The organism is Marinobacter sp. V032, from assembly GCF_052645435.1.
In genome coordinates this window covers 2,279,564-2,298,166 of the sequence record NZ_JBQXYE010000001.1, presented here as the reverse complement: position 1 = coordinate 2,298,166, position 18,603 = coordinate 2,279,564, and the positions used below count along the sequence as shown (strand labels likewise).

Here is an 18,603-nt window from a genome sequence, read left to right as displayed (position 1 = left end):
CTCCGGTACCATGAAAGGAAACCCGCTTCAGCTAAACTAAGTTTAGACCATATTGCGAAAAACAAGCGCGACTAAATTAAATTGGCTTCAAAAATAAAACGAAATAAAGCTTACGAACTTTATTTTTATTACCAAAAAGAATAAAGGAATTGTCAGTTATTTTATTTTATCCCTTTTAATATCTTTTCGAGAAAACACACTATAAATCAGCCCGAGCGACCTAGAAAGGAAGTATACGCAATCGAGAAAAAAAACACCCAATAAAGTTGTTACACTTATTCTCTTTGATGAATTGAGTATTCTTTTAAAACTAAAGAGCAAGGGACCCAAAAAAATACCAAAAAAAGAAACTAAAGATAAAACATAACTGTCTAAATATATAAAAAAAACAAACAAACACGATGAGATCAAAAAAACCAGAGAAAAAACAAAAACCAAGTCCGAAATTCCATTAAAAGATCTGATAAAACTAGATCCCTGCCAAAACTGCCTTTTAAAAAAGGAAGTTATTGTGGCAGGGTAACCATAGTGCACAACGTCCGCATCTGTTGAGTAGAGAATCGTTCCACCACTTTTTTTAAGCTCGTAAGATATGCGCGTATCCTCGCCGGCATTTATTGAGTCATCAAAGCCTGACACTTTTTCATAGTCTATACGCCTAAAAAACATGCTCGCACCGCAAAGAGACCGAAGGTTTTCGGGTATATCACCTTGAGGCAACACCCAAGATCGCTCAACCCACGACGCATTTGGTCTAAGAATAGGACGCCCTCCAACCGCCACTACATTTGCATTAGAACAAATTAAGGCGACAGCTCGCTCAATCCAATAAGGAGAGGCCTCGCAGTCTGCATCGATAAAAGCCAAAATTTCACCGGACGAGCATTTCACCCCATAATTTCTCACAGCTCCAACTGGCCCACCTTTGAAGAGAAAGACATTGGCGTCAAATGACCTAGCAATATCTCCAGTTTCATCGTCGGAATCATTATCAACTACTATAATTTCATATCTTTTTTTCGGGTAACTTTGTAAAACTAAAGATTTAATACACTTTTTAATATTTAGCGATTCATTCTTTGCAGGAACGATTACACTAACAAACGGTTGGAACGATCCTACCATGTCAACCCTCCCTTTTTATCACTCTCAATTTACCAGAAGGCTCTCTATCTATCTTATTTACCTTTTCGAATACGACTATACAATCGCTGTCGAATTCACTAATTAAGCGGTCGTAAATATACCTCTTTGCCATGTTAAAAGAATCCATTGAACAGTTTAATTTTATTACCAACCGCTCATTATTCTGAATAATTTGAACACCACTGATAACCGCGCCCTGCTTCTTTACATCTTCCAATATATACAGAAAGAACTCGCCATGAAATTTATGCCCTTTGCTATTGACAAGGATATCGTATTCACGTCCAGATATATTTTCTAATATCTGTAATCCGCGACCACATCGACAAGCCTTTTTTGATAGCATGCCATAGTCTTTTATTCTGTACCTGATTAAAGGCATAGAAAAGTTGACAAGATCAGTGACGACAAGCTCTCCTTCTCCTGAAAAACTAGCCTCGTTTTCCTTTAAAACTTCGACTATCATATTTTCTTGATTAACATGCATATTTCCGTATTCACATTCATGAGCTATCGTTCCTATTTCGCCACATCCATATTCGTTATATACACGTGAACCGAAAGTTCTGCTAATGACTTCCCTATCAATCTCACTTAATACTTCGGAGGTGGTTATGATAGCTTTAACATTAGGCTTAATTGACACCCTATTTGCGACTACATAGTCTGAAATTTGCCTTATCATTGAAACATAACCGTAAAAATAGACCGGCCTTTTTTTATTAATTAAATTAGTATATTCACTTAAATTATAATCTGAAAATGAAAAGGCGGAAAACCGAATCCGGTTCGTAACAAAGTCAATGAGCTTTGCTCGCCACCTATCCTTTCTTTCATTCGGCACCCCCCAAAATCGTGCCTGTTTATCTCCTACTTCTATCCCAGCCCACCCATAGCCTCTCCAGGTCGCAGCTAGCTCCTTTGCCATTCCAGCACTATCTTTCCTTATTGTAACTGGAGCACCTGTAGAGCCTCCCGTCGTTTTACTTCTTGACAACAGGCCTCTTTTTTTTGATAGAAGATTCTTATTTTGATACCTTAAATTGCTTTTTTCTAAAAATGGTAAATCATGGAGTTGTTCGATGGAAGTTATCTTACTATCAGGAAGATCATTGTAATATGGAACGAAAGACTTGGCGTGATAAAGTAGCTTATTGAGTTTTTCTATCTGTATTTTTTCTATATCTTCGGCTGAAAGGAACTGACTTTTATTCAGCTCTCTCGAAAACCTCCAAATCCATTCTCCTCGAATGAAAATAACGGGATAATAAATTAAATATTTAAAAAAAAACTTATTAATTCTCAACCCACTTCCCCTCCCAAAAAATGCTGAATTAATTTTTTTCGTAAACTAATTTATAGGAACCGGCCATTACCACGGACGAAAATCTTGAAGAAAATTGAGATTTTGCTGATATCGACATTTCAGCTAGCCTAGCGCTATCGTTTATAATCGATAACAGCGAACAGTGTAATGCATTTTCTTTATCGGCTTGATAAATAAATCCAGCATTTCCATTGTCCAAAACACTCGGAAGACCTCCAACGTTGCTCGCGATTACTGGCAACCCTTCTCTCATTGCTTCTAAAAGCGTAACCGGCAAACCTTCCGTTAGTGACGGCATTACAAGTAGATCAAATTCGCTCATTATTTCCACTACATCAGAGCGATAACCGAAAAACTGTACTTTTTCCGCTAAACCGCATTCATCTCGCAACATTTTTAATTGGTAAAAAAGTGAGCCATCACCAATTACACTGAGTCCAATATTTCTTTTTTTAAATTCGCCAGAAGCTAGAACTCTAATTATTTCTGCAAAATTTTTTTCTGGCGATAGCCGACCAACCGCTAACAAATTAAAAGAATGTTCGTTAGTAAAATCGCTAATCTCTTTTGGAATTTCCTTTTTAGAATTGCTTATTGAAGCCGGCAAGCCATTCTCAATTACGATTACCTTTTCGGGGGATAGTTTTTTTATAACGCTCAACGATTTCATATGCGGACTTACAAGACAAACCTTATCTATCCGTTTCAGTACAAACCTATCTAAAACCTCGTAAAGCCACATTTTAGTGTAGCGCTTAGCGTTCACGTAGCCGTGCAAAGTGACGACCAAAGGAATGCTACGCATCTTACGAGGTAATAGCCCCATCAAAATATTGAATTTATAGCCGTGAGAATGAATCACGTCGAATTCATTTATCTTAGCCCACTTCAGAATCTTCCATGCTTCCTTAAGATTAAATCCTGGAGTCATCCTCCAAGCTTTAACCGGCAATCCCAGCCGTCGAGCCTCGACTTCAATAGCCTTATCCTCTATTCCTTTTTCGCCAGCGCTTAGTATCACGGACTCCAGCCCTTGCTTGATTTGCTCGGCTACCAGGGTGAGCAGCATCTTCTCCGCGCCGTAAAGGCCACCGGAATCAATAAGGTGAAGGACCTTTATCGTGCCTTTTTCTATGGGGGTGTCCTGTGCCTGCAGGGTCATAGCGCCCCCTCTTTTGCGCTAGGCTTGTGTGACGACAACAGCCTTTTTCCTTTCAAACGCAAAAAGGGCTTCTCAACCAAGTGGTATGACATAGCCGCGAGCAATATCGAAGCTCCTATTCCTGCAACAATTTCCAGTGAGTCGGGCAAAAATCCAAGCTTATGGCCTGCCTGTATTCCCCATACGTGCCACAGATATATTGGATACGAAATCATGCCCAGGTAAACAGATACCGGGTGGTTCAGCCATCCCCACGCCCAGCCTTCACTTAATCGCAGAAACTGAATCAGCAGTATCCCCAGCAATATTGCGTCTATGCTGAACGCTGGGCCGTATCGGTAGTTATCATCAAACGCGCGAAGTGATAGGAAGAGTAAGCTGATCGTTATCAGCGGCATCCAGGCCTTCGATGACAAGGCCTCCAGAATACGACGGACCTTTAGGTTGGCCACAGCGAAGGCCAGCAAACAGCCTACCGCGAGGTTATCGAATCGCGTATCGAATGCGTTATAAACGTACGATGCTCCCCAATCCAGAACAGAAAATGCATAGCTTCTCCAGAGCATCACTCCGATAATTGCTATGCCAAGAAATGCGATAGCGACCTTACGGCCTGATTTCATAGCCAGAACAAAAATCAAAGGCCAGATGAGGTAAAACTGCTCTTCAACTGCAAGCGACCACAGGTGGGTCAATGAGGTAGAAGAGTGGCCAGCCAACGCATTGTGGTAGTTAACCCAGTAGAAAACGCTCGGCAATATCATGGGTTCGACACTGGTGTTTCCGCGATAAAGATCCCAGCTAATCGACACCAACAAAAAAGCGTAATACGCCGGGAATATGCGCAAAGTACGTCGTTTGTAAAAATCCTTAAGGGATATTCGCCCTGACCTGTCAAACTCTTTAAGAAGCAGCCAGGTGATCAGGAATCCGCTGAGCACAAAGAAGCCAGCAACCCCGTGGCGGGCAGAGAAGATTGTTCCAACGCCAGCGTGATAGAGCACAACGGACATGACAGCAATCATTCGAAAGCCATCAAACCCGGGAAGCTTGCTACGTTCGAGCAGAGTGTCCAGTGAGGGTAATGCGCGATCGACTTTGGCGTTGGAAGGTCTCATTTCCCGTTACCCCTTCCTGGGATTCCAGATGACCTTCTTCTCTCCTTTCAGAAAGGAGGCCGTTGCCCGGTAACACGCCGTGTTAAGGAGCATCAGATAATAAGGCGCTGCGTAGTACACCGGAAGGTGATGCCCGCCAGATTCTTTTCGTTTACCGGTCCAAGCCAGCCCATAGAAAATAAACAGACCGGTTAACGTTACCAAGTAGACAGGGCCCTTCCCTGCTAACAGGACAGCTGTAACCGTCAGTAAAGCTTGAGGTATAAATGCGAGGTAGCGTAAAAACTTGTGGGAGATCATTTGAACGGCAAATAAGCCAAAACCGGCTGGGTTCATTAGTTGGGACATATCTTTTAGCGCCCACAGCGCTCTCAGCGTGACACGTACCCGCATGCTGAACTCGCTGGCGCCATCATCCAACGCTTCTTCTTTAAGTAATGCTTCGGGCTCGTACACGACTCGTTTGCCTTGCTCTACGACCTTCAGGGGCTGGACAAAATCAGGGAGCTGGTCGGCGCGTAAGGGTTGGTACAGTGATTTGCGCATGGCATCAATGCCGCCATCGACGCCGACAATCGAACCGATGCGTGTTTCCTTTTCCCGCAGCCAGTTTTCATACTTCATGTAGGCGCTGCAGCCGTCGCCAACCAACGATCCATCGTCGTTGACGTAAACCATCTTTCCACTGACATACCCGATTTCCGGGTCTGCAAAGTTGCTTGTCAGTTTGCGCAGCGCCAGGCTGTCCCAGTGAGAATTGGCATCGGAGAAAGCGAGGATTTCGCCTGTTGCTTCCGGCACTAGCATGTTCAAGCCAGAGGTTTTGCCCTGTCTTGGCACTTGGCGTACCAGGCGAATGCTGTAGTTTGAATTGTCAGCGAGTCTTTCGACGATGGCATCGGTGCCGTCTTCGGATTCGTCAGACACCACCAGGATCTCCAGCTTGTCTGAGGGGTAGTCAAGTGCCAGCTTGTTGAGGATCGTTGCCTCAATATCGGCGGCTTCGTTATAGGCCGCAATCATTATGGAAACACTGGGAAGGTGCTCTGGATTCTTTTTCACCAGGCGCGGCGAGGTAGCCAGCAACGCTACTAGCAGTGGATAGCCAAAATAGATATAAATCAGCAGTACCAGTGAAAGCCAGAAAAGCAGGGTTAGCATTGATCGTCGTCCATGATGCCGGTCCAGTAATTAGTGTGGCGTTTTGTGGAGCACATAACCATCCGACTGGCTTTCGGCTGGTTCCGGTGCTGGTGGCTGAGTCGCATAGGCTTGAGCGGCTTCAGGCGCATCAAGCACTCCCTGGCTTATCAGCACGTCGCTCATGGTCGTAAACTCAAAGCGTTTAATAAGCTTCTCAAGCCGCTGCTCGCAAACATCAAGATTGTTGTAATGCCGAAAGCGCGAAAACCAGCTCACTTCAAGACGCGGTTGGCCAGGGTCGACTTCCCAGGGGTGCAGATAAAAGACAAACGGCTTGCCTTGGCGGTTAATGGAGCCGAGACCCCACTGACTGAACCAGTATGGGAAAAGACGGAAGTAACCACCACCCGCGATGGGCAAGGTATAGCCTGGTAGTTTCAGTGTGCTGAGTGGAAATTCCGCCAGCACATGGCCGTTATCTGTTGTCAGGCGATGCGGCCAGCGCGGCGTGCCCGGCATGCCGTAGCGGTCGTGATGCACGGGAAAAATGGAAGAGTCCCAGGTGAAACCTTCTTCTGCCAAAATATCGAGTGCCCATCGGGACTGAGCCGTAATCGAGTAGCTTGCAGCACGATAGCCGGTAACCGACTCGCCGATAATATCTTCAAGAATCTTCTTGGAACGACGGGTTTCTTCCCGAAAAACTTGCGGGGTCTGATCGTAGATCAGTTGATGACTATAACCATGACTGGCAACTTCATGACCCGCTTGCCTGATGCGCCTAACCAAGGCGGGGGAACGTTCTGCAACCCAACCCAACGTAAAGAAAGTCGCGCGTGTATCGTATCGATCAAACAAGGCCAACAAGCGGTCGGTGTTGGCCTCAACACGGTACTCCATTGAAGACCAGTCGTCCCTGGATACCGCTTCCGCCAGTGCCGCGACTTGAAAGTAGTCTTCTACGTCAACTGTGAGTGCATTTTTCATTTTCATGACCTGTTCCCCGGGAACATCCTTTTCCCTACCAAACCCGATACTCAACACCTACGAGTATCCAGTTTTCGTCATATTCGCGATTTGACACAGTACTGGCACGTTCGTTGTGACCAATGCGTCCGTCAAAACTGAGGTCTTTGGCGGCCTGATAGGTCAGGCCCACATCGAGGCTTAAAATATTGTCCTCTGAATCATCATCACTGTAGGTGAGGTAGGCATATTCAGCGCCCATATTAATATCCACAAATTCGGATACGGGGCGCGAGTAGCCCACAACCAACGCCGCCCGATCTTCGACGATACCGGTCAGTTCATAGTCGGACCGGTCTGCGTTTACACTCACGTTTAGCCTTGAGGTGTTGCTGAACCGCTTGGTCAACCCTGAACGGAGCGCCGTTACCGTAACGGCGGACGAATCGCGCAGGCCGTAGGTAAAGCCGTTGAATTCGACATCATAATCATCGGTTTGGTCAGTCAGCTCCTGGCTGACTTCGATGAATGCGAATGCACTTTCGGTGATTTCGCGGTCTAGCCTGATATTACCTACCCAGCCATCTGACTCTGAATCAAAGCTCTGAAACGTGTTCTCAAGGTGCGTAACGCCCACAGAACCGCTCAATCGCGTGGTGGTGTATTGCTTGTCGAACGTAACCGAGGCGGTCTGCCGTGATATTTCCTGATCGTTATCCAGTTCATTTTTGTCTGCGTAAAGGCTAAGACCGCCACTGAAGGTTTCACTGAACAGATGATTCCAGGATGCAGAACCCAGGATTCGGTTGCCGTCCCGCTCGTCTGGCTCTTTGTATTCGGTGTTTTCATAGCCGGCAGAGAACTGCAACATATCGATTTGACTCAGCCGTATGACGTAACGTGGGCCAGTGGAGAATATGTTGCGACGGGTTGTGTTGTCAGGTGTTGTTGAGTCGCGGGTATCCTGCACGACGTCCCGGGTGTTGTTGCTGACGTCCCAGTAAAAACGCTCAGTTACTTTGCAGCTGCCTAACCAATCAATAGTGGTATAGGTTTGAGGGTCGTAAGTGTCGTTCTGGTATACGCCGTAACCGAGATCTGCAGAAAAGTCAGAGTTGCAATCACTGGGATCCGATTTTTTGCGAATGTAGACCGTTGCCCGGGTTTCAAGATCGCTTTCGGCGTTGGTATTGCTTCTTCTGACGTTGTCGCTGAAACGTGCATCCGCACCGACGGAGACGGTAGCAGGTTCAGCAAACGCAATCAGGCTGAAGAGCGGTAGGGAGACGGTCAGTAGCAGGGATGGAAGATACCGAATCGTCCTTGATTCATAACATCTAGCCATTGATGATCGCTCCAGCAAATTTGTCAGGCTGGAAAGCCCCTGCCGCATGCTCCACCGCAGACGCCGTAACCTTCCCATGTGGAACAACCAATAGTGCGTAATCACAGAGTTCCGCGAGTATACGGGCGTCGGGCGTATCACTGACGGATGCGGTATCCAGAATAATGAATCGGTCGGGATAACGTCGCCGGATAGCTTGAAGGAACTGCTTCATCCGGAAAGAAGTAAAGAACTCTCCCGGTGATTCGCGGCGACTACCCGCCGGGATGAGCCTCAGCCGGGGAATGCCCGTGGGGTAAATAATACGCGCTATGTCGTAATCAGACTCGTCCAGGAAGTCAGTCAGCCCGGTTTCCGGCGCCATGTCGAGCATGGTGTGCAATGTGGGCTCTCTGAGATTGCAGTCAATCAGCAGTGCTGTTTTTGACTGATCAAATGCAAACGCGGCCGCAAGATTCAACGCGGTGAACGATGCCCCGGCCCCTTCACTTGCGCTGGAAACGACCAGGGTGAAATTGTTGCCGCCCGAGATTTCCAGAAGTTTGGTACGCAGGTTTCTGAAGCGGTTAACCAGATCGCGATTGGAAGACTCGGGATAAATGATCCTGCGCTCATCCAGATCATCATTGGTGAGGCGCCGAGGTTCCTGCATCCGCCGAATCTGCTTACTGATAACGTACTTATCAACAGCACCGGCACCTAGCTCGAGTGAGCTTGGCACCAGCAAACGGGAGTCGTCCCACTCGCTGAATGCCGCAGAGTCTGTTTTTGCCGGGGTGCCTTTACCTGCGTAATCGCCCTGGCCCTCAGCACGCGTATCGTCGGCGCGGTCTTCCAGAGTCGGTTCCTCACGGGTTTCATTACGGTTGGAGTTTTCTGTCGAAGAATGGCGGTTATCTGTCATCAAAATACTCCCATGACAGAAGACACAGCAACGGCGATATAAACCACGGCGACGATGGCCGCGCTGATAATCACGGACATCGTGACCCGTCGATCCCTGCGTTTTTCAAATGGTGTGCGTATATTCGGAATTTCAATCAGTACCGGAATGCCCGAATCACCTTCGAGCTGGCTCTTGGCCCGCACTCTTGGATCAACTTGCAATAAGCCGGCAATTGCACCAAATGGCGCTATCAGGCCAAGCAACAACCCTGCTGCTGCAAACTGAAAAAACTGGGGTCCCGAGGGCGCAAGCGGGAACTGTGCCGTTTCGTTAATGCGGTAGTTCAAACCCTGCCCTTCGATATCAAGATGCATGGAGACGCGCGCCCGCTCACGGCGCTTCAGCAAGTCATCATAGATCTGTTTGTTGACTTCCATATCCCGGGTCAATTCGGAGTACTCGGCTTTATTGCTCTGGATTCGTTCCATGCGTACAACTTGCTCGGCGATCAGATCTTCAAGTGACTGGATCCGCGTGTTGACCGTTTCAATGTCGGTTCGTGCCTTGGCAAGATCAGCACTGAGCTCCTGATACAGGGGGTTGACGATTTGCTCGCCCTGAACAGATTGACTTGAACTACCACCAGCAATAGCAGCGGCACGCTGTTTTCTCAGTTCACTTAACTGCTCTTGCAGGATGACAATATCGGGATAGGTGTCGTGATACTTGAGGCGGAGTGCATCGAGCTGCTCCTGCATCGAGCGAATCCGGGTCTGGTAGGCATCCTGGGTTCTTTCCTGACGGAAGGTGGAGCTCACATTGCCCAGTTGGCGCTCAAGGGAGGCCACTCGGGTTCCCAATTCGCGCTTTTCCAGTTTGGCGAGTTCCAGTTTGCCCCGTAGCCCCGCCATCTTCTGGTTTGCTTCCTGCTCGGTGCCATCGACATTCTCAGACAAAAACACTTTCAATCGGCCCTCGACGTCTGATAACTGCCGTTCGTAGCTTCTCACCTGCTTGTCTATGAACTCGTAGGCACTGCGGCTTTCCGCCTTTTTGCGACTGGTTGATGCTTCAATAAACGCCTGACCTAACCGTTGGGCGATCCGGAATGCCTGCATCGGTGATTCCGCTGAATAACCAATACTGAAGAAGCTCTCGCCTCTTGGGCGGACTTTCAGGTTTTTGCGTAGAACTGCGATACGGCCTTCAAGTTTTTCCGGGTCGAGTTCATCAGCGCCGGCGCCATATATGGCGGTATCCGTCGCAACCTCATTCATGACGTTGCGACTCCACAGCAACTCCTTGGCTGCGGAAGCGCGGTCGTTTATTTCCGTTGTAACGGCACTTCCCTCCATCAACGGCCCGATAATGTTCTGGTCGTCGACGAAAATAACCACTTCAGATTCATATTTGTACGGCCACAGAAATCCAAGCGCGAGCACGCCAAAACTGACGAGCGCAAAAACCAGAACCGCATGCCATTTGCGGACTCTTACTTCGCGAAAGATTTCACCTGGCAGGTGAGAAAGCGGAAGTGCCATATCGAAAACCTGACTATCATCTGTCTCTGTGCTGAATCCACCTCAGCACCGCTATCTGGGCGTTGTGCAACCCAACTGCAAGCTGTCATTCATACGGCTGAAAGTTAAAAATTACGCTCCGGCACCGTCATGATGTCGCCCGGCTGTAATCGGTAATTGGTTTTGATATCACCACGTTTGAGGATGTCCTCCAGGTTGACGGGGATGGCCACAACTTCATCCCCCATTGGACGATAAAGCATGGCATCTTCCATTGAGGCAAAAGGAGTTGCACCGCCGGCAGACAGCACCACATCCATCACCGTCATGCCTGCGCGAAACGGCACTGACATGGGCGCCTGCACGGCACCGGTAATACGAACACGGTCGGTAAATTCATGGGAGTTCATGCCGGTAACCACAATGCTGACCTGTGGCTCACGAATGAATTCGGCCAGGCGTGATTCGATGGATGACGAGAGGTCTTCAGGGGTTCTGCCACTGGCCTGGACGTCTCCAACGAGAGGCACGGAAATACGGCCATCAGGACGAATAGGCACCGCGACGCTGAGGTCGGGATTACGCCAAACCGATACCTGGACCACGTCGGTAGGCCCCAGGATGTATTCATCAGCTTCCTGGGTTTGTTTGCTCAGGGCCTGCTGGATTTTATCAGGCGACGAAGCCGGGTTACTGGCACAGCCTGAAAAGATCAATGAAACCAACGCCAATGTAGCAATCAACATCCTTGCCATTTCTATTCCTCTACGTTTTCTGTAAGACGCCCTTCGGCCTGCAATTCCGGGTGGCCAACGGCTTTAGCCCTATCGTGAACCTTTTTTAAACAATATCACTTCTACTGTCTGAATAATAATCAACAAATCCAGCAAAAGACTCTGGTTTTTAATGTAGTACAGATCGTAGCGAAGCTTCTCTCGCGTATCTTCTTCGTTGTCCGCATAGGCGAAGCACAATTGCGCCCAACCGGTAATGCCGGGCTTTACCCGATGCCGTTCATCATAAAGCGGAATATTCTCGGAAAGCTGCTTCACGAAAACCGGGCGCTCAGGACGCGGGCCTACAAATGCCATTGTACCGTTCAATACATTAAAGATTTGCGGCAACTCATCGATACGAACCTTGCGGATAAAATCCCCTACCCGTGTCACTCGCGTATCGTTTTTCTGAGCCCATACGGCACCATTCTTTTCAGCATCCGTTCGCATGGAGCGGAACTTGTGCACGTGAAAGACTTTGCCGTTGAGCCCGACACGCTCCTGACTGTACAGCACTGGCGCTTTCAGTCCTTCCTCAAGCTTTATTGCCAACACTGTCAGCAGCATCAGCGGCGACGCGGCGAGGAACAGCACGCCAGCTGTTAGTAAATCAATTGCCCTCTTCCCAAAACCGGAGACCGAGGACACCGTGAAACCGTCCGAAAACACCAGCCAGCCCTGGGAGATCATTTCCAGCGCCACTTTACGGGATTCACGTTCATAGAAAGTCGCGCCATCGACAATCTTGACGCCTTCCATTTTGCACTCAAGCAGATCTTCCATCGGCAAACCTTTGCGGCGGTCGTCGACCGCGACAACAATTTCGCTAACAGGATGATTCAGTATGTAATGGTAAAGAGACGATGAAGGCTGCAGACAATGTTCAAGTGGGACTTCTCTGGCTTCACTTGGTAAGGGTACGAAGCCGACAAGCGTGAAACCTTTGCGGTTGAATGGTGTTCTGAGATCCTCAAGCAGGCGCGCAGCGCGCACGCCGGCTCCCAATACCAACACCTTGCGCTTGAATGCATCATCGCCCAGCAACGCGAAAAATAGCGTTCGCGACACACCCAGCAAAAAGAAACCCAGCACCGATGCCGCTGCAATCAGGCCACCACCGATATACCAGAGCCACGCGGGTGCTATCAGGTAGGCCGTTAACGATAAGGGAATGCTCAGGATCAAGGCCATGATCGTGCGCAGCATCATGCCTGAGAGCCCTTCCTCAACCCGGGACTGATGTACGCCCAGGGCCATCATCACGAGCAGGTTGATGCTTGAAAAAGCAATTGCCGAGGGAAGTATGAAAAACCAGCTATCGAGAAGAAACTGCAAGTCGCCGAAATAGCGAAAGAATGATGCGATGTAAAATGCAGCCGTGAGGACGCAAAAGTCGATCAGGCCGAGGATCGCAAAAGGGAGGTGAATGTAGTGTCTGAATATCCTGACGTGTGCCACGTCAACTCCTTGAGGAACATCGCATCCATTGCAATCCCATCGCCATTCATTGGCATTGGGCAATAAGTCACCAGCTTACAGTCCGTTAATCGGTGCGAATTGTACGGTAATCTGTCAAATATTCAATTAACTAACTGCTGACAACACCTATTGGGACTCTGCAAAACTCAAGGCGCTTGCCCTGAATCGCCAAAGGACGTGTTCAAGGTTCGCTAATCACTCCATCAGGGTAAAGAAAAATACTGCAAAATCATTCGCCGGAATCCGGGGATCAGCACTGGCAACGCTCAATCAAAGGTACTGAGGGCTGCCAGCTCTACCCTGCTAAATCACAAGCATATCCACAAATCTGTGGACTGGCGTGCCTTCCAGCAACGACTGACTTTTGCACAACTCGAAAATCCGGTCACATTGCTGCGCCGGAAAGCGGGTTGCGAGATGTGTGCGGAACTTGTCTTCCAGCAATGGGATGCCGTTCTTCCTGCGCCGACGGTGGCCAATGGGATACTCGACAGCGACCTTGTCGGTGCTGGATCCATCCTTGAAGAACACCTGAATCGCGTTGGCGATTGAGCGCTTGTCTGACTCCAGGTATTCACGTGTGTAACGTTCGTCCTCAATCACTTCCATTTTGTCCCGAATGACGTCGATGACGGGATTGGCCGCGTGGAAACCGTCTTCATACTGCTCCGCAGTCAAGGTGCCGAAGATCAATGGTACAGCCGTCATATACTGCAGGCAGTGATCCCGGTCAGCGGCATTTGCCAGCTTGCCCACTTTGGAAATGATGCGAATGGCGGATTCGTGAGTGGTGATAACGATTTTGTCGATATCATCCAACCGGTCTTTTACTTGTGGGTGCAGCGTGACGGCGGCTTCGGCTGCAGTTTGCGCATGAAATTCAGCCGGGAAAGAGATCTTGAACAGGATATTTTCCATTACGTAGGAACCAAAATCCTGGGGCAACGAGAAGCGTTGTTTGTCTTCCGGCTTCAGCGCCTGATCTTTGTTGGTTTTGCTAAACAGCACATCATAGAACCCCCATTGAGGGGCCGTTAATGCACCGGGAATCCCCATTTCGCCTCGCATCGCAATATCGACCAGGCGCACGGCTCTGGAGGTGGCATCGCCTGCCGCCCATGATTTGCGAGAGCCTGCGTTAGGGGCATGCCGATACGTGCGTAGCGATTGGCCGTCGACCCAGGCATGAGACAGTGCCGATAGCATCTGCTCACGACTGGCGCCCATCAATTTCGCGGTTACGGCTGTTGATGCCACCTTGACCAGCACCACGTGATCCAGTCCGACCCGGTTAAACGAGTTTTCCAGCGCCAGCACACCCTGAATTTCATGAGCCATGATCATGGCTTCGAGCACATCACGCATGGTCAACGGCAACTCGCCACTGGCAACACGTTTCTGGGATAAGTGGTCAGCGACCGCAAGAATACTGCCCAGGTTATCGGAGGGATGCCCCCACTCTGCAGCAAGCCATGTATCGTTGTAATCAAGCCAGCGCACGATGCAACCGATATCCCAGGCGGCCTTGACCGGATCAAGACGGAATGAGGTACCGGGAACGCGCGCGCCATGTGGCACGGTTGTGCCTTCTACAATGGGACCAAGATGCTTGGTACATTCAGGGAAACGCAAAGCCAGCAGCCCGCAGCCGAGTGTGTCCATCAGACAATTGCGGGCGGTATCCAGTGCTTCGGGACTTTGTACTGTAAAGGTCAGGACGTAATCGGCGATTTTCTGCAGAACGTCGTCATAATCGGGGCGTTCATTGAGATCGTAGGTGGCAGACATGGTGTGCTTCCTCTTTCTCGGGGCGTATTCATATAGCGCGCCGTCGCAGGTCAGCTCGCAACCGGCGCGCTCAGAAACCGGGATCTCTGGTATTAAAAAGCATCCCCCGGTATGCGTACCCAACCTTCCATCAGACTGCGGGCACTGCGACTCATTGAGGCCTTTGTAACGGTCCATTCGCCGTTGACCTGATTAGCTTCACCGCCTACACGCAGAGTGCCGGAGGGATGACCGAACATAACGGCATCACGTTCACCACCTCCAGCTGCAAGGTTGACGAGCGTGCCCGGTATAGATGCCGCCGCACCTATGGCAACGGCTGCCGTGCCCATCATGGCATGATGCAGTTTGCCCATGGACATGGCGCGCACAAGCAGATCCACATCGCTGGCGACAATGCGTTTGCCACTGGATGCAGTATAGTCCGCGGGACCGGCCACAAAGGCGACCTTCGGGGTGTGCTGACGATCAGCGGCTTGCTCGATGTTCTGAATCAGCCCCATACGCACAGCCCCGTGGGCGCGAATCGTCTCGAACATCTCCAGCGCGCGAGCGTCGCTGTTGATTGCGTCTTGCAGTTCAGTGCCGTTGTAGCCGATGGCTTCGGCATTAACAAAGATCGTCGGAATACCGGCATTGATCATCGTCGCCTTCAGCGTTCCCAACCCGGGTACATCAAGATCGTCCACAACGTTACCGGTCGGGAACATCGCGCCTTCGCCGTCCGCCGGGTCCATGAACTCGACCTGCACTTCTGCCGCAGGGAATGTCACCCCGTCCAGCTCGAAGTCGCCGGTTTCCTGCACAGCGCTGTCGGTGATCGGAATATGCGCAACGATGGTTTTGGCAATATTTGCCTGCCAGATTCGCACAATTGCCACGCCATTTTGCGGCACGCGATCGGAATCAATGAGGCCGCTGTTAATCGCGAAAGCACCAACAGCGGCCGTCAGATTGCCACAGTTACCGCTCCAGTCGACAAAGGCCTTGTCGATAGCAACCTGACCGAACAGGTAATCGACGTCATGATCTGGTTGCGTGCTTTTCGAAAGGATAACGGTTTTGCTGGTGCTGGACGTGGCGCCGCCCATTCCATCGGTTTGCTTGCCATAGGGATCGGGACTGCCAATCACTCTAAGCAGCAAGTTGTCGCGGGCTTCTCCCGGAACCTGTGCCGCTTCAGGCAGATCAGCAAGGTTGAAGAACACGCCTTTGCTGGTGCCTCCGCGCATGTAGGTCGCGGGAATTCTGATCTGGGGAACATGACTCATATAACCTGCTCCGAATAAGGCGGGACAACGGGCTGATATATGCCCGCAGCCCCGCTATCTGCTTCGTTAGACGGCAACTTCCGCTTCGGCGATGAAGTCTTTGGCGAAACGCTGCAGCACGCCACCCGCTTCGTAGATCGACACTTCCTCTGCGGTATCCAGGCGGCAAATAACCGGTATCTCGACCTGTTCGCCATTACGGCGTGTCATCACCAGTGTCAGCGTTGCACCCGCAGTGGGCTTGCCGACGACATCAAAGGTTTCGGTACCATCGATCCCCAGGGTCGTACGAGTTGTGCCTGGCTGGAACTCCAGTGGCAGCACACCCATGCCGACAAGGTTGGTGCGGTGAATGCGCTCAAAGCCTTCGGCGGCAATGGCTTCAACACCCGCCAGCCGAACACCTTTGGCAGCCCAGTCACGGGACGATCCCTGGCCGTAATCAGCACCTGCAATGATGATCAGCGGTTGCTTGCGGTCCATATAGGTTTCGATAGCTTCCCACATGCGTGTGACTTTGCCTTCCGGCTCGAGGCGCGCCAGTGAGCCCTGCTTTACCTTGCCGTTTTCCTGAACCATCTCGTTCAACAGCTTGGGATTGGCGAAGGTCGCACGTTGCGCTGTCAGATGATCGCCACGGTGCGTCGCGTAGGAGTTAAAGTCTTCTTCCGGCACGCCCATCTTGTGAAGGTATTCCCCGGCGGCGCTTGCCATCTGGATCGCATTGGAAGGCGACAGGTGGTCCGTGGTGATATTGTCCCCCAACACCGCCAGTGGCCGCATGCCTGTCATCGACCGTTCACCGGCAAGCGCGCCTTCCCAGTAAGGAGGACGACGGATGTAGGTACTTTGTGGGCGCCACTCATACAGCGGCTCGGCCATTTCTCGCGCATCGGAGGTCACATCAAACATGGGGATATAGACTTCGCGATACTGCTCGGGCTTCACGCTCTTTTTGACGATCGCATCGATTTCTTCGTCGCTTGGCCAGATATCTTTCAGCGTGACCGGGTTACCGTCCTTGTCGTTTCCCAGTACATCTTTTTCAATATCAAACCGGATAGTACCGGCGATGGCGTACGCCACAACCAGCGGCGGTGACGCCAGAAATGCCTGTTTGGCATGCGGGTGAATACGGCCATCGAAGTTACGGTTACCGGACAATACTGCGGTAGCGTAAAGGTCGCGATCGACCACTTCTTTCTGGATAACCGGATCGAGCGCACCACTCATACCGTTACACGTAGTGCAGGCGAATGCCACAACGCCAAAGCCAAGATTCTCCAGCTCGGGCAGGAGCTCGGCTTCTTCGAGATACATTTTGACGGTCTTTGATCCCGGCGCCAGTGACGACTTCACCCAGGGCTTACGGGTCAGCCCCAGCTTGTTGGCATTACGTGCAATCAGCCCGGCTGCAATCATATTGCGCGGGTTGCTGGTATTGGTGCAGCTGGTAATCGCCGCAATGATGACTGCGCCATCCGGCATCTTGCCTTCTTCATTTTCGACTTTGCCGGCGATACCGCGTGCCGCCAGATCGGATGTCGGCAGACGGGCATGAGGGTTTGACGGCCCCGCCAAGGTGCGGGTGACGGTCGACAGATCGAACTTCAGAACACGCTCGTACTCGGCCTCTTTCAGGCTATCTGCCCAGAGCCCGGTTTCTTTTGCGAAAGTCTCAACCAGTTTGACCTGCTCATCTTCACGGCCGGTCAGCGTCAGGTAATCGATAGTTTGTTCATCGATATAGAACATTGCGGCTGTGGCGCCGTATTCGGGCGTCATGTTGGATATAGTGGCGCGATCGCCAACGGTCAGGCGTGACGCGCCTTCACCGTAGAATTCCAGATAAGCACCGACAACGCGCTCTTTGCGCAGGAACTCGGTTAACGCCAGCACCAGATCAGTACTGGTGATGCCTGGCTGAAGCTTGCCTGTGAGCTCGACACCCACAATATCCGGCAGGCGCATATAGGATGCGCGGCCCAGCATGACACTCTCGGCTTCCAGGCCGCCTACACCAATGGAGATAACGCCCAGCGCATCCACCATCGGCGTATGGCTATCGGTGCCGACACAGGTGTCCACAAAGGCAACACGATCGCGTACCTGAACCACTGGCGACATTTTCTCCAGATTGATCTGGTGCATGATGCCATTACCCGGAGGAATCACGTCGACGTTCTTGAACGCCGTCTTGGTCCAGTTAATGAAGTGGAAACGGTCATCATTCCGGCGATCTTCAATAGCACGGTTCTTTTCAAACGCGTCTTTTTCGAAGCCCGCATGCTCGACTGCCAGCGAGTGATCCACTATCAGCTGGGTAGGCACAACCGGGTTAACCTGCGCAGGATCGCCGCCCTTCTCGGCAATGGCATCACGAAGACCTGCCAGATCAACCAGCGCTGTCTGACCCAGGATATCGTGGCAGACCACCCGCGCCGGGAACCAGGGGAAGTCCAGATCACGTTTGCGTTCGATCAACTGTTTCAGCGAATCGGTCAGCATGGATGGATCGCAACGGCGCACGAGGTTTTCCGCCAGTACTCGCGAGGTATAGGGCAAACCGGCATATGCGCCAGGCTGAATCGCCTCGACCGCTGCGCGGGTATCGAAATAGTCCAGGTCGGTGCCTGGCAGGGCTTTACGGTATTCAGTATTCATGGGTATCGACTC

At 50.6% G+C, this 18,603-nt stretch carries 14 protein-coding genes; all 14 read right to left on the bottom strand.

The genetic code is table 11. The features are described from left to right. Positions 1-156: 156 nt before the first annotated feature. Positions 157-1,125, bottom strand: coding sequence for a glycosyltransferase (locus ACUN9X_RS10490; RefSeq protein ID WP_445473008.1), 969 nt, complete (start codon positions 1,123-1,125; stop codon positions 157-159). Position 1,126: 1 nt separating this feature from the next. Next, positions 1,127-2,452, bottom strand: a complete 1,326-nt coding sequence (locus tag ACUN9X_RS10485; RefSeq protein WP_445473007.1) for a phenylacetate--CoA ligase family protein — start codon at positions 2,450-2,452, stop codon at positions 1,127-1,129. A gap of 28 nt (positions 2,453-2,480) precedes the next feature. Further along, complete coding sequence (locus ACUN9X_RS10480) at positions 2,481-3,635, bottom strand: glycosyltransferase (protein ID WP_445473006.1); 1,155 nt, start codon at positions 3,633-3,635, stop codon at positions 2,481-2,483. Beyond that, positions 3,632-4,753: an acyltransferase family protein gene (locus ACUN9X_RS10475; RefSeq protein ID WP_445473005.1), complete on the bottom strand. Its 1,122-nt coding sequence runs from the start codon at positions 4,751-4,753 to the stop codon at positions 3,632-3,634. The genes ACUN9X_RS10480 and ACUN9X_RS10475 overlap by 4 nt, the downstream gene beginning before the upstream one ends. 6 nt (positions 4,754-4,759) lie before the next feature. Beyond that, entirely contained in the window at positions 4,760-5,914 is a 1,155-nt protein-coding gene (locus ACUN9X_RS10470; protein ID WP_445473004.1) for a glycosyltransferase family 2 protein, read from the bottom strand. Positions 5,915-5,944: 30 nt separating this feature from the next. Further along, positions 5,945-6,889, bottom strand: a complete 945-nt coding sequence (locus ACUN9X_RS10465; protein ID WP_445473003.1) for an XrtA system polysaccharide deacetylase — start codon at positions 6,887-6,889, stop codon at positions 5,945-5,947. A gap of 28 nt (positions 6,890-6,917) precedes the next feature. Beyond that, positions 6,918-8,207: an outer membrane beta-barrel protein gene (locus ACUN9X_RS10460; RefSeq protein ID WP_445473002.1), complete on the bottom strand. Its 1,290-nt coding sequence runs from the start codon at positions 8,205-8,207 to the stop codon at positions 6,918-6,920. Then, entirely contained in the window at positions 8,200-9,111 is a 912-nt protein-coding gene (locus ACUN9X_RS10455) for a polysaccharide biosynthesis protein (RefSeq protein WP_445473001.1), read from the bottom strand. Before ACUN9X_RS10455 ends, ACUN9X_RS10460 begins: the two co-directional genes overlap by 8 nt. After that, positions 9,111-10,634: an XrtA system polysaccharide chain length determinant gene (locus tag ACUN9X_RS10450; protein WP_260035441.1), complete on the bottom strand. Its 1,524-nt coding sequence runs from the start codon at positions 10,632-10,634 to the stop codon at positions 9,111-9,113. Before ACUN9X_RS10450 ends, ACUN9X_RS10455 begins: the two co-directional genes overlap by 1 nt. Positions 10,635-10,738: 104 nt before the next feature. Continuing rightward, positions 10,739-11,368 (bottom strand): XrtA/PEP-CTERM system exopolysaccharide export protein, encoded by a 630-nt coding sequence (locus ACUN9X_RS10445; RefSeq protein WP_445473000.1) that lies wholly within the window; start codon positions 11,366-11,368, stop codon positions 10,739-10,741. 69 nt (positions 11,369-11,437) lie between these two features. Next, on the bottom strand, positions 11,438-12,847 hold the full coding sequence (locus ACUN9X_RS10440; protein WP_445472999.1) for a TIGR03013 family XrtA/PEP-CTERM system glycosyltransferase: 1,410 nt from the start codon (positions 12,845-12,847) through the stop codon (positions 11,438-11,440). 324 nt (positions 12,848-13,171) lie between these two features. Continuing rightward, positions 13,172-14,656: a 2-methylcitrate dehydratase gene (gene prpD, locus ACUN9X_RS10435; protein ID WP_445472998.1), complete on the bottom strand. Its 1,485-nt coding sequence runs from the start codon at positions 14,654-14,656 to the stop codon at positions 13,172-13,174. Positions 14,657-14,748: 92 nt separating this feature from the next. Continuing rightward, positions 14,749-15,927: a 2-methylaconitate cis-trans isomerase PrpF gene (prpF, locus tag ACUN9X_RS10430; protein ID WP_445472997.1), complete on the bottom strand. Its 1,179-nt coding sequence runs from the start codon at positions 15,925-15,927 to the stop codon at positions 14,749-14,751. A gap of 66 nt (positions 15,928-15,993) precedes the next feature. Then, positions 15,994-18,591: a Fe/S-dependent 2-methylisocitrate dehydratase AcnD gene (gene acnD / locus ACUN9X_RS10425; protein ID WP_445473209.1), complete on the bottom strand. Its 2,598-nt coding sequence runs from the start codon at positions 18,589-18,591 to the stop codon at positions 15,994-15,996. Between the last annotated feature and the right edge of the window lie 12 nt (positions 18,592-18,603).

Coding starts and splice junctions, on each gene's coding strand:
- ACUN9X_RS10490 (WP_445473008.1), bottom strand. CDS start 1,125: ATGGTAGGATCGTTCCAACCGTTTGTTAGTGTAATCGTTCCTGCAAAG.
- ACUN9X_RS10480 (WP_445473006.1), bottom strand. CDS start 3,635: ATGACCCTGCAGGCACAGGACACCCCCATAGAAAAAGGCACGATAAAG.
- ACUN9X_RS10475 (WP_445473005.1), bottom strand. CDS start 4,753: ATGAGACCTTCCAACGCCAAAGTCGATCGCGCATTACCCTCACTGGAC.
- ACUN9X_RS10470 (WP_445473004.1), bottom strand. CDS start 5,914: ATGCTAACCCTGCTTTTCTGGCTTTCACTGGTACTGCTGATTTATATC.
- ACUN9X_RS10465 (WP_445473003.1), bottom strand. CDS start 6,889: ATGAAAATGAAAAATGCACTCACAGTTGACGTAGAAGACTACTTTCAA.
- ACUN9X_RS10460 (WP_445473002.1), bottom strand. CDS start 8,207: ATGGCTAGATGTTATGAATCAAGGACGATTCGGTATCTTCCATCCCTG.
- ACUN9X_RS10455 (WP_445473001.1), bottom strand. CDS start 9,111: ATGACAGATAACCGCCATTCTTCGACAGAAAACTCCAACCGTAATGAA.
- ACUN9X_RS10450 (WP_260035441.1), bottom strand. CDS start 10,634: ATGGCACTTCCGCTTTCTCACCTGCCAGGTGAAATCTTTCGCGAAGTA.
- ACUN9X_RS10445 (WP_445473000.1), bottom strand. CDS start 11,368: ATGGCAAGGATGTTGATTGCTACATTGGCGTTGGTTTCATTGATCTTT.
- prpD (WP_445472998.1), bottom strand. CDS start 14,656: ATGTCTGCCACCTACGATCTCAATGAACGCCCCGATTATGACGACGTT.
- prpF (WP_445472997.1), bottom strand. CDS start 15,927: ATGAGTCATGTTCCCCAGATCAGAATTCCCGCGACCTACATGCGCGGA.
- acnD (WP_445473209.1), bottom strand. CDS start 18,591: ATGAATACTGAATACCGTAAAGCCCTGCCAGGCACCGACCTGGACTAT.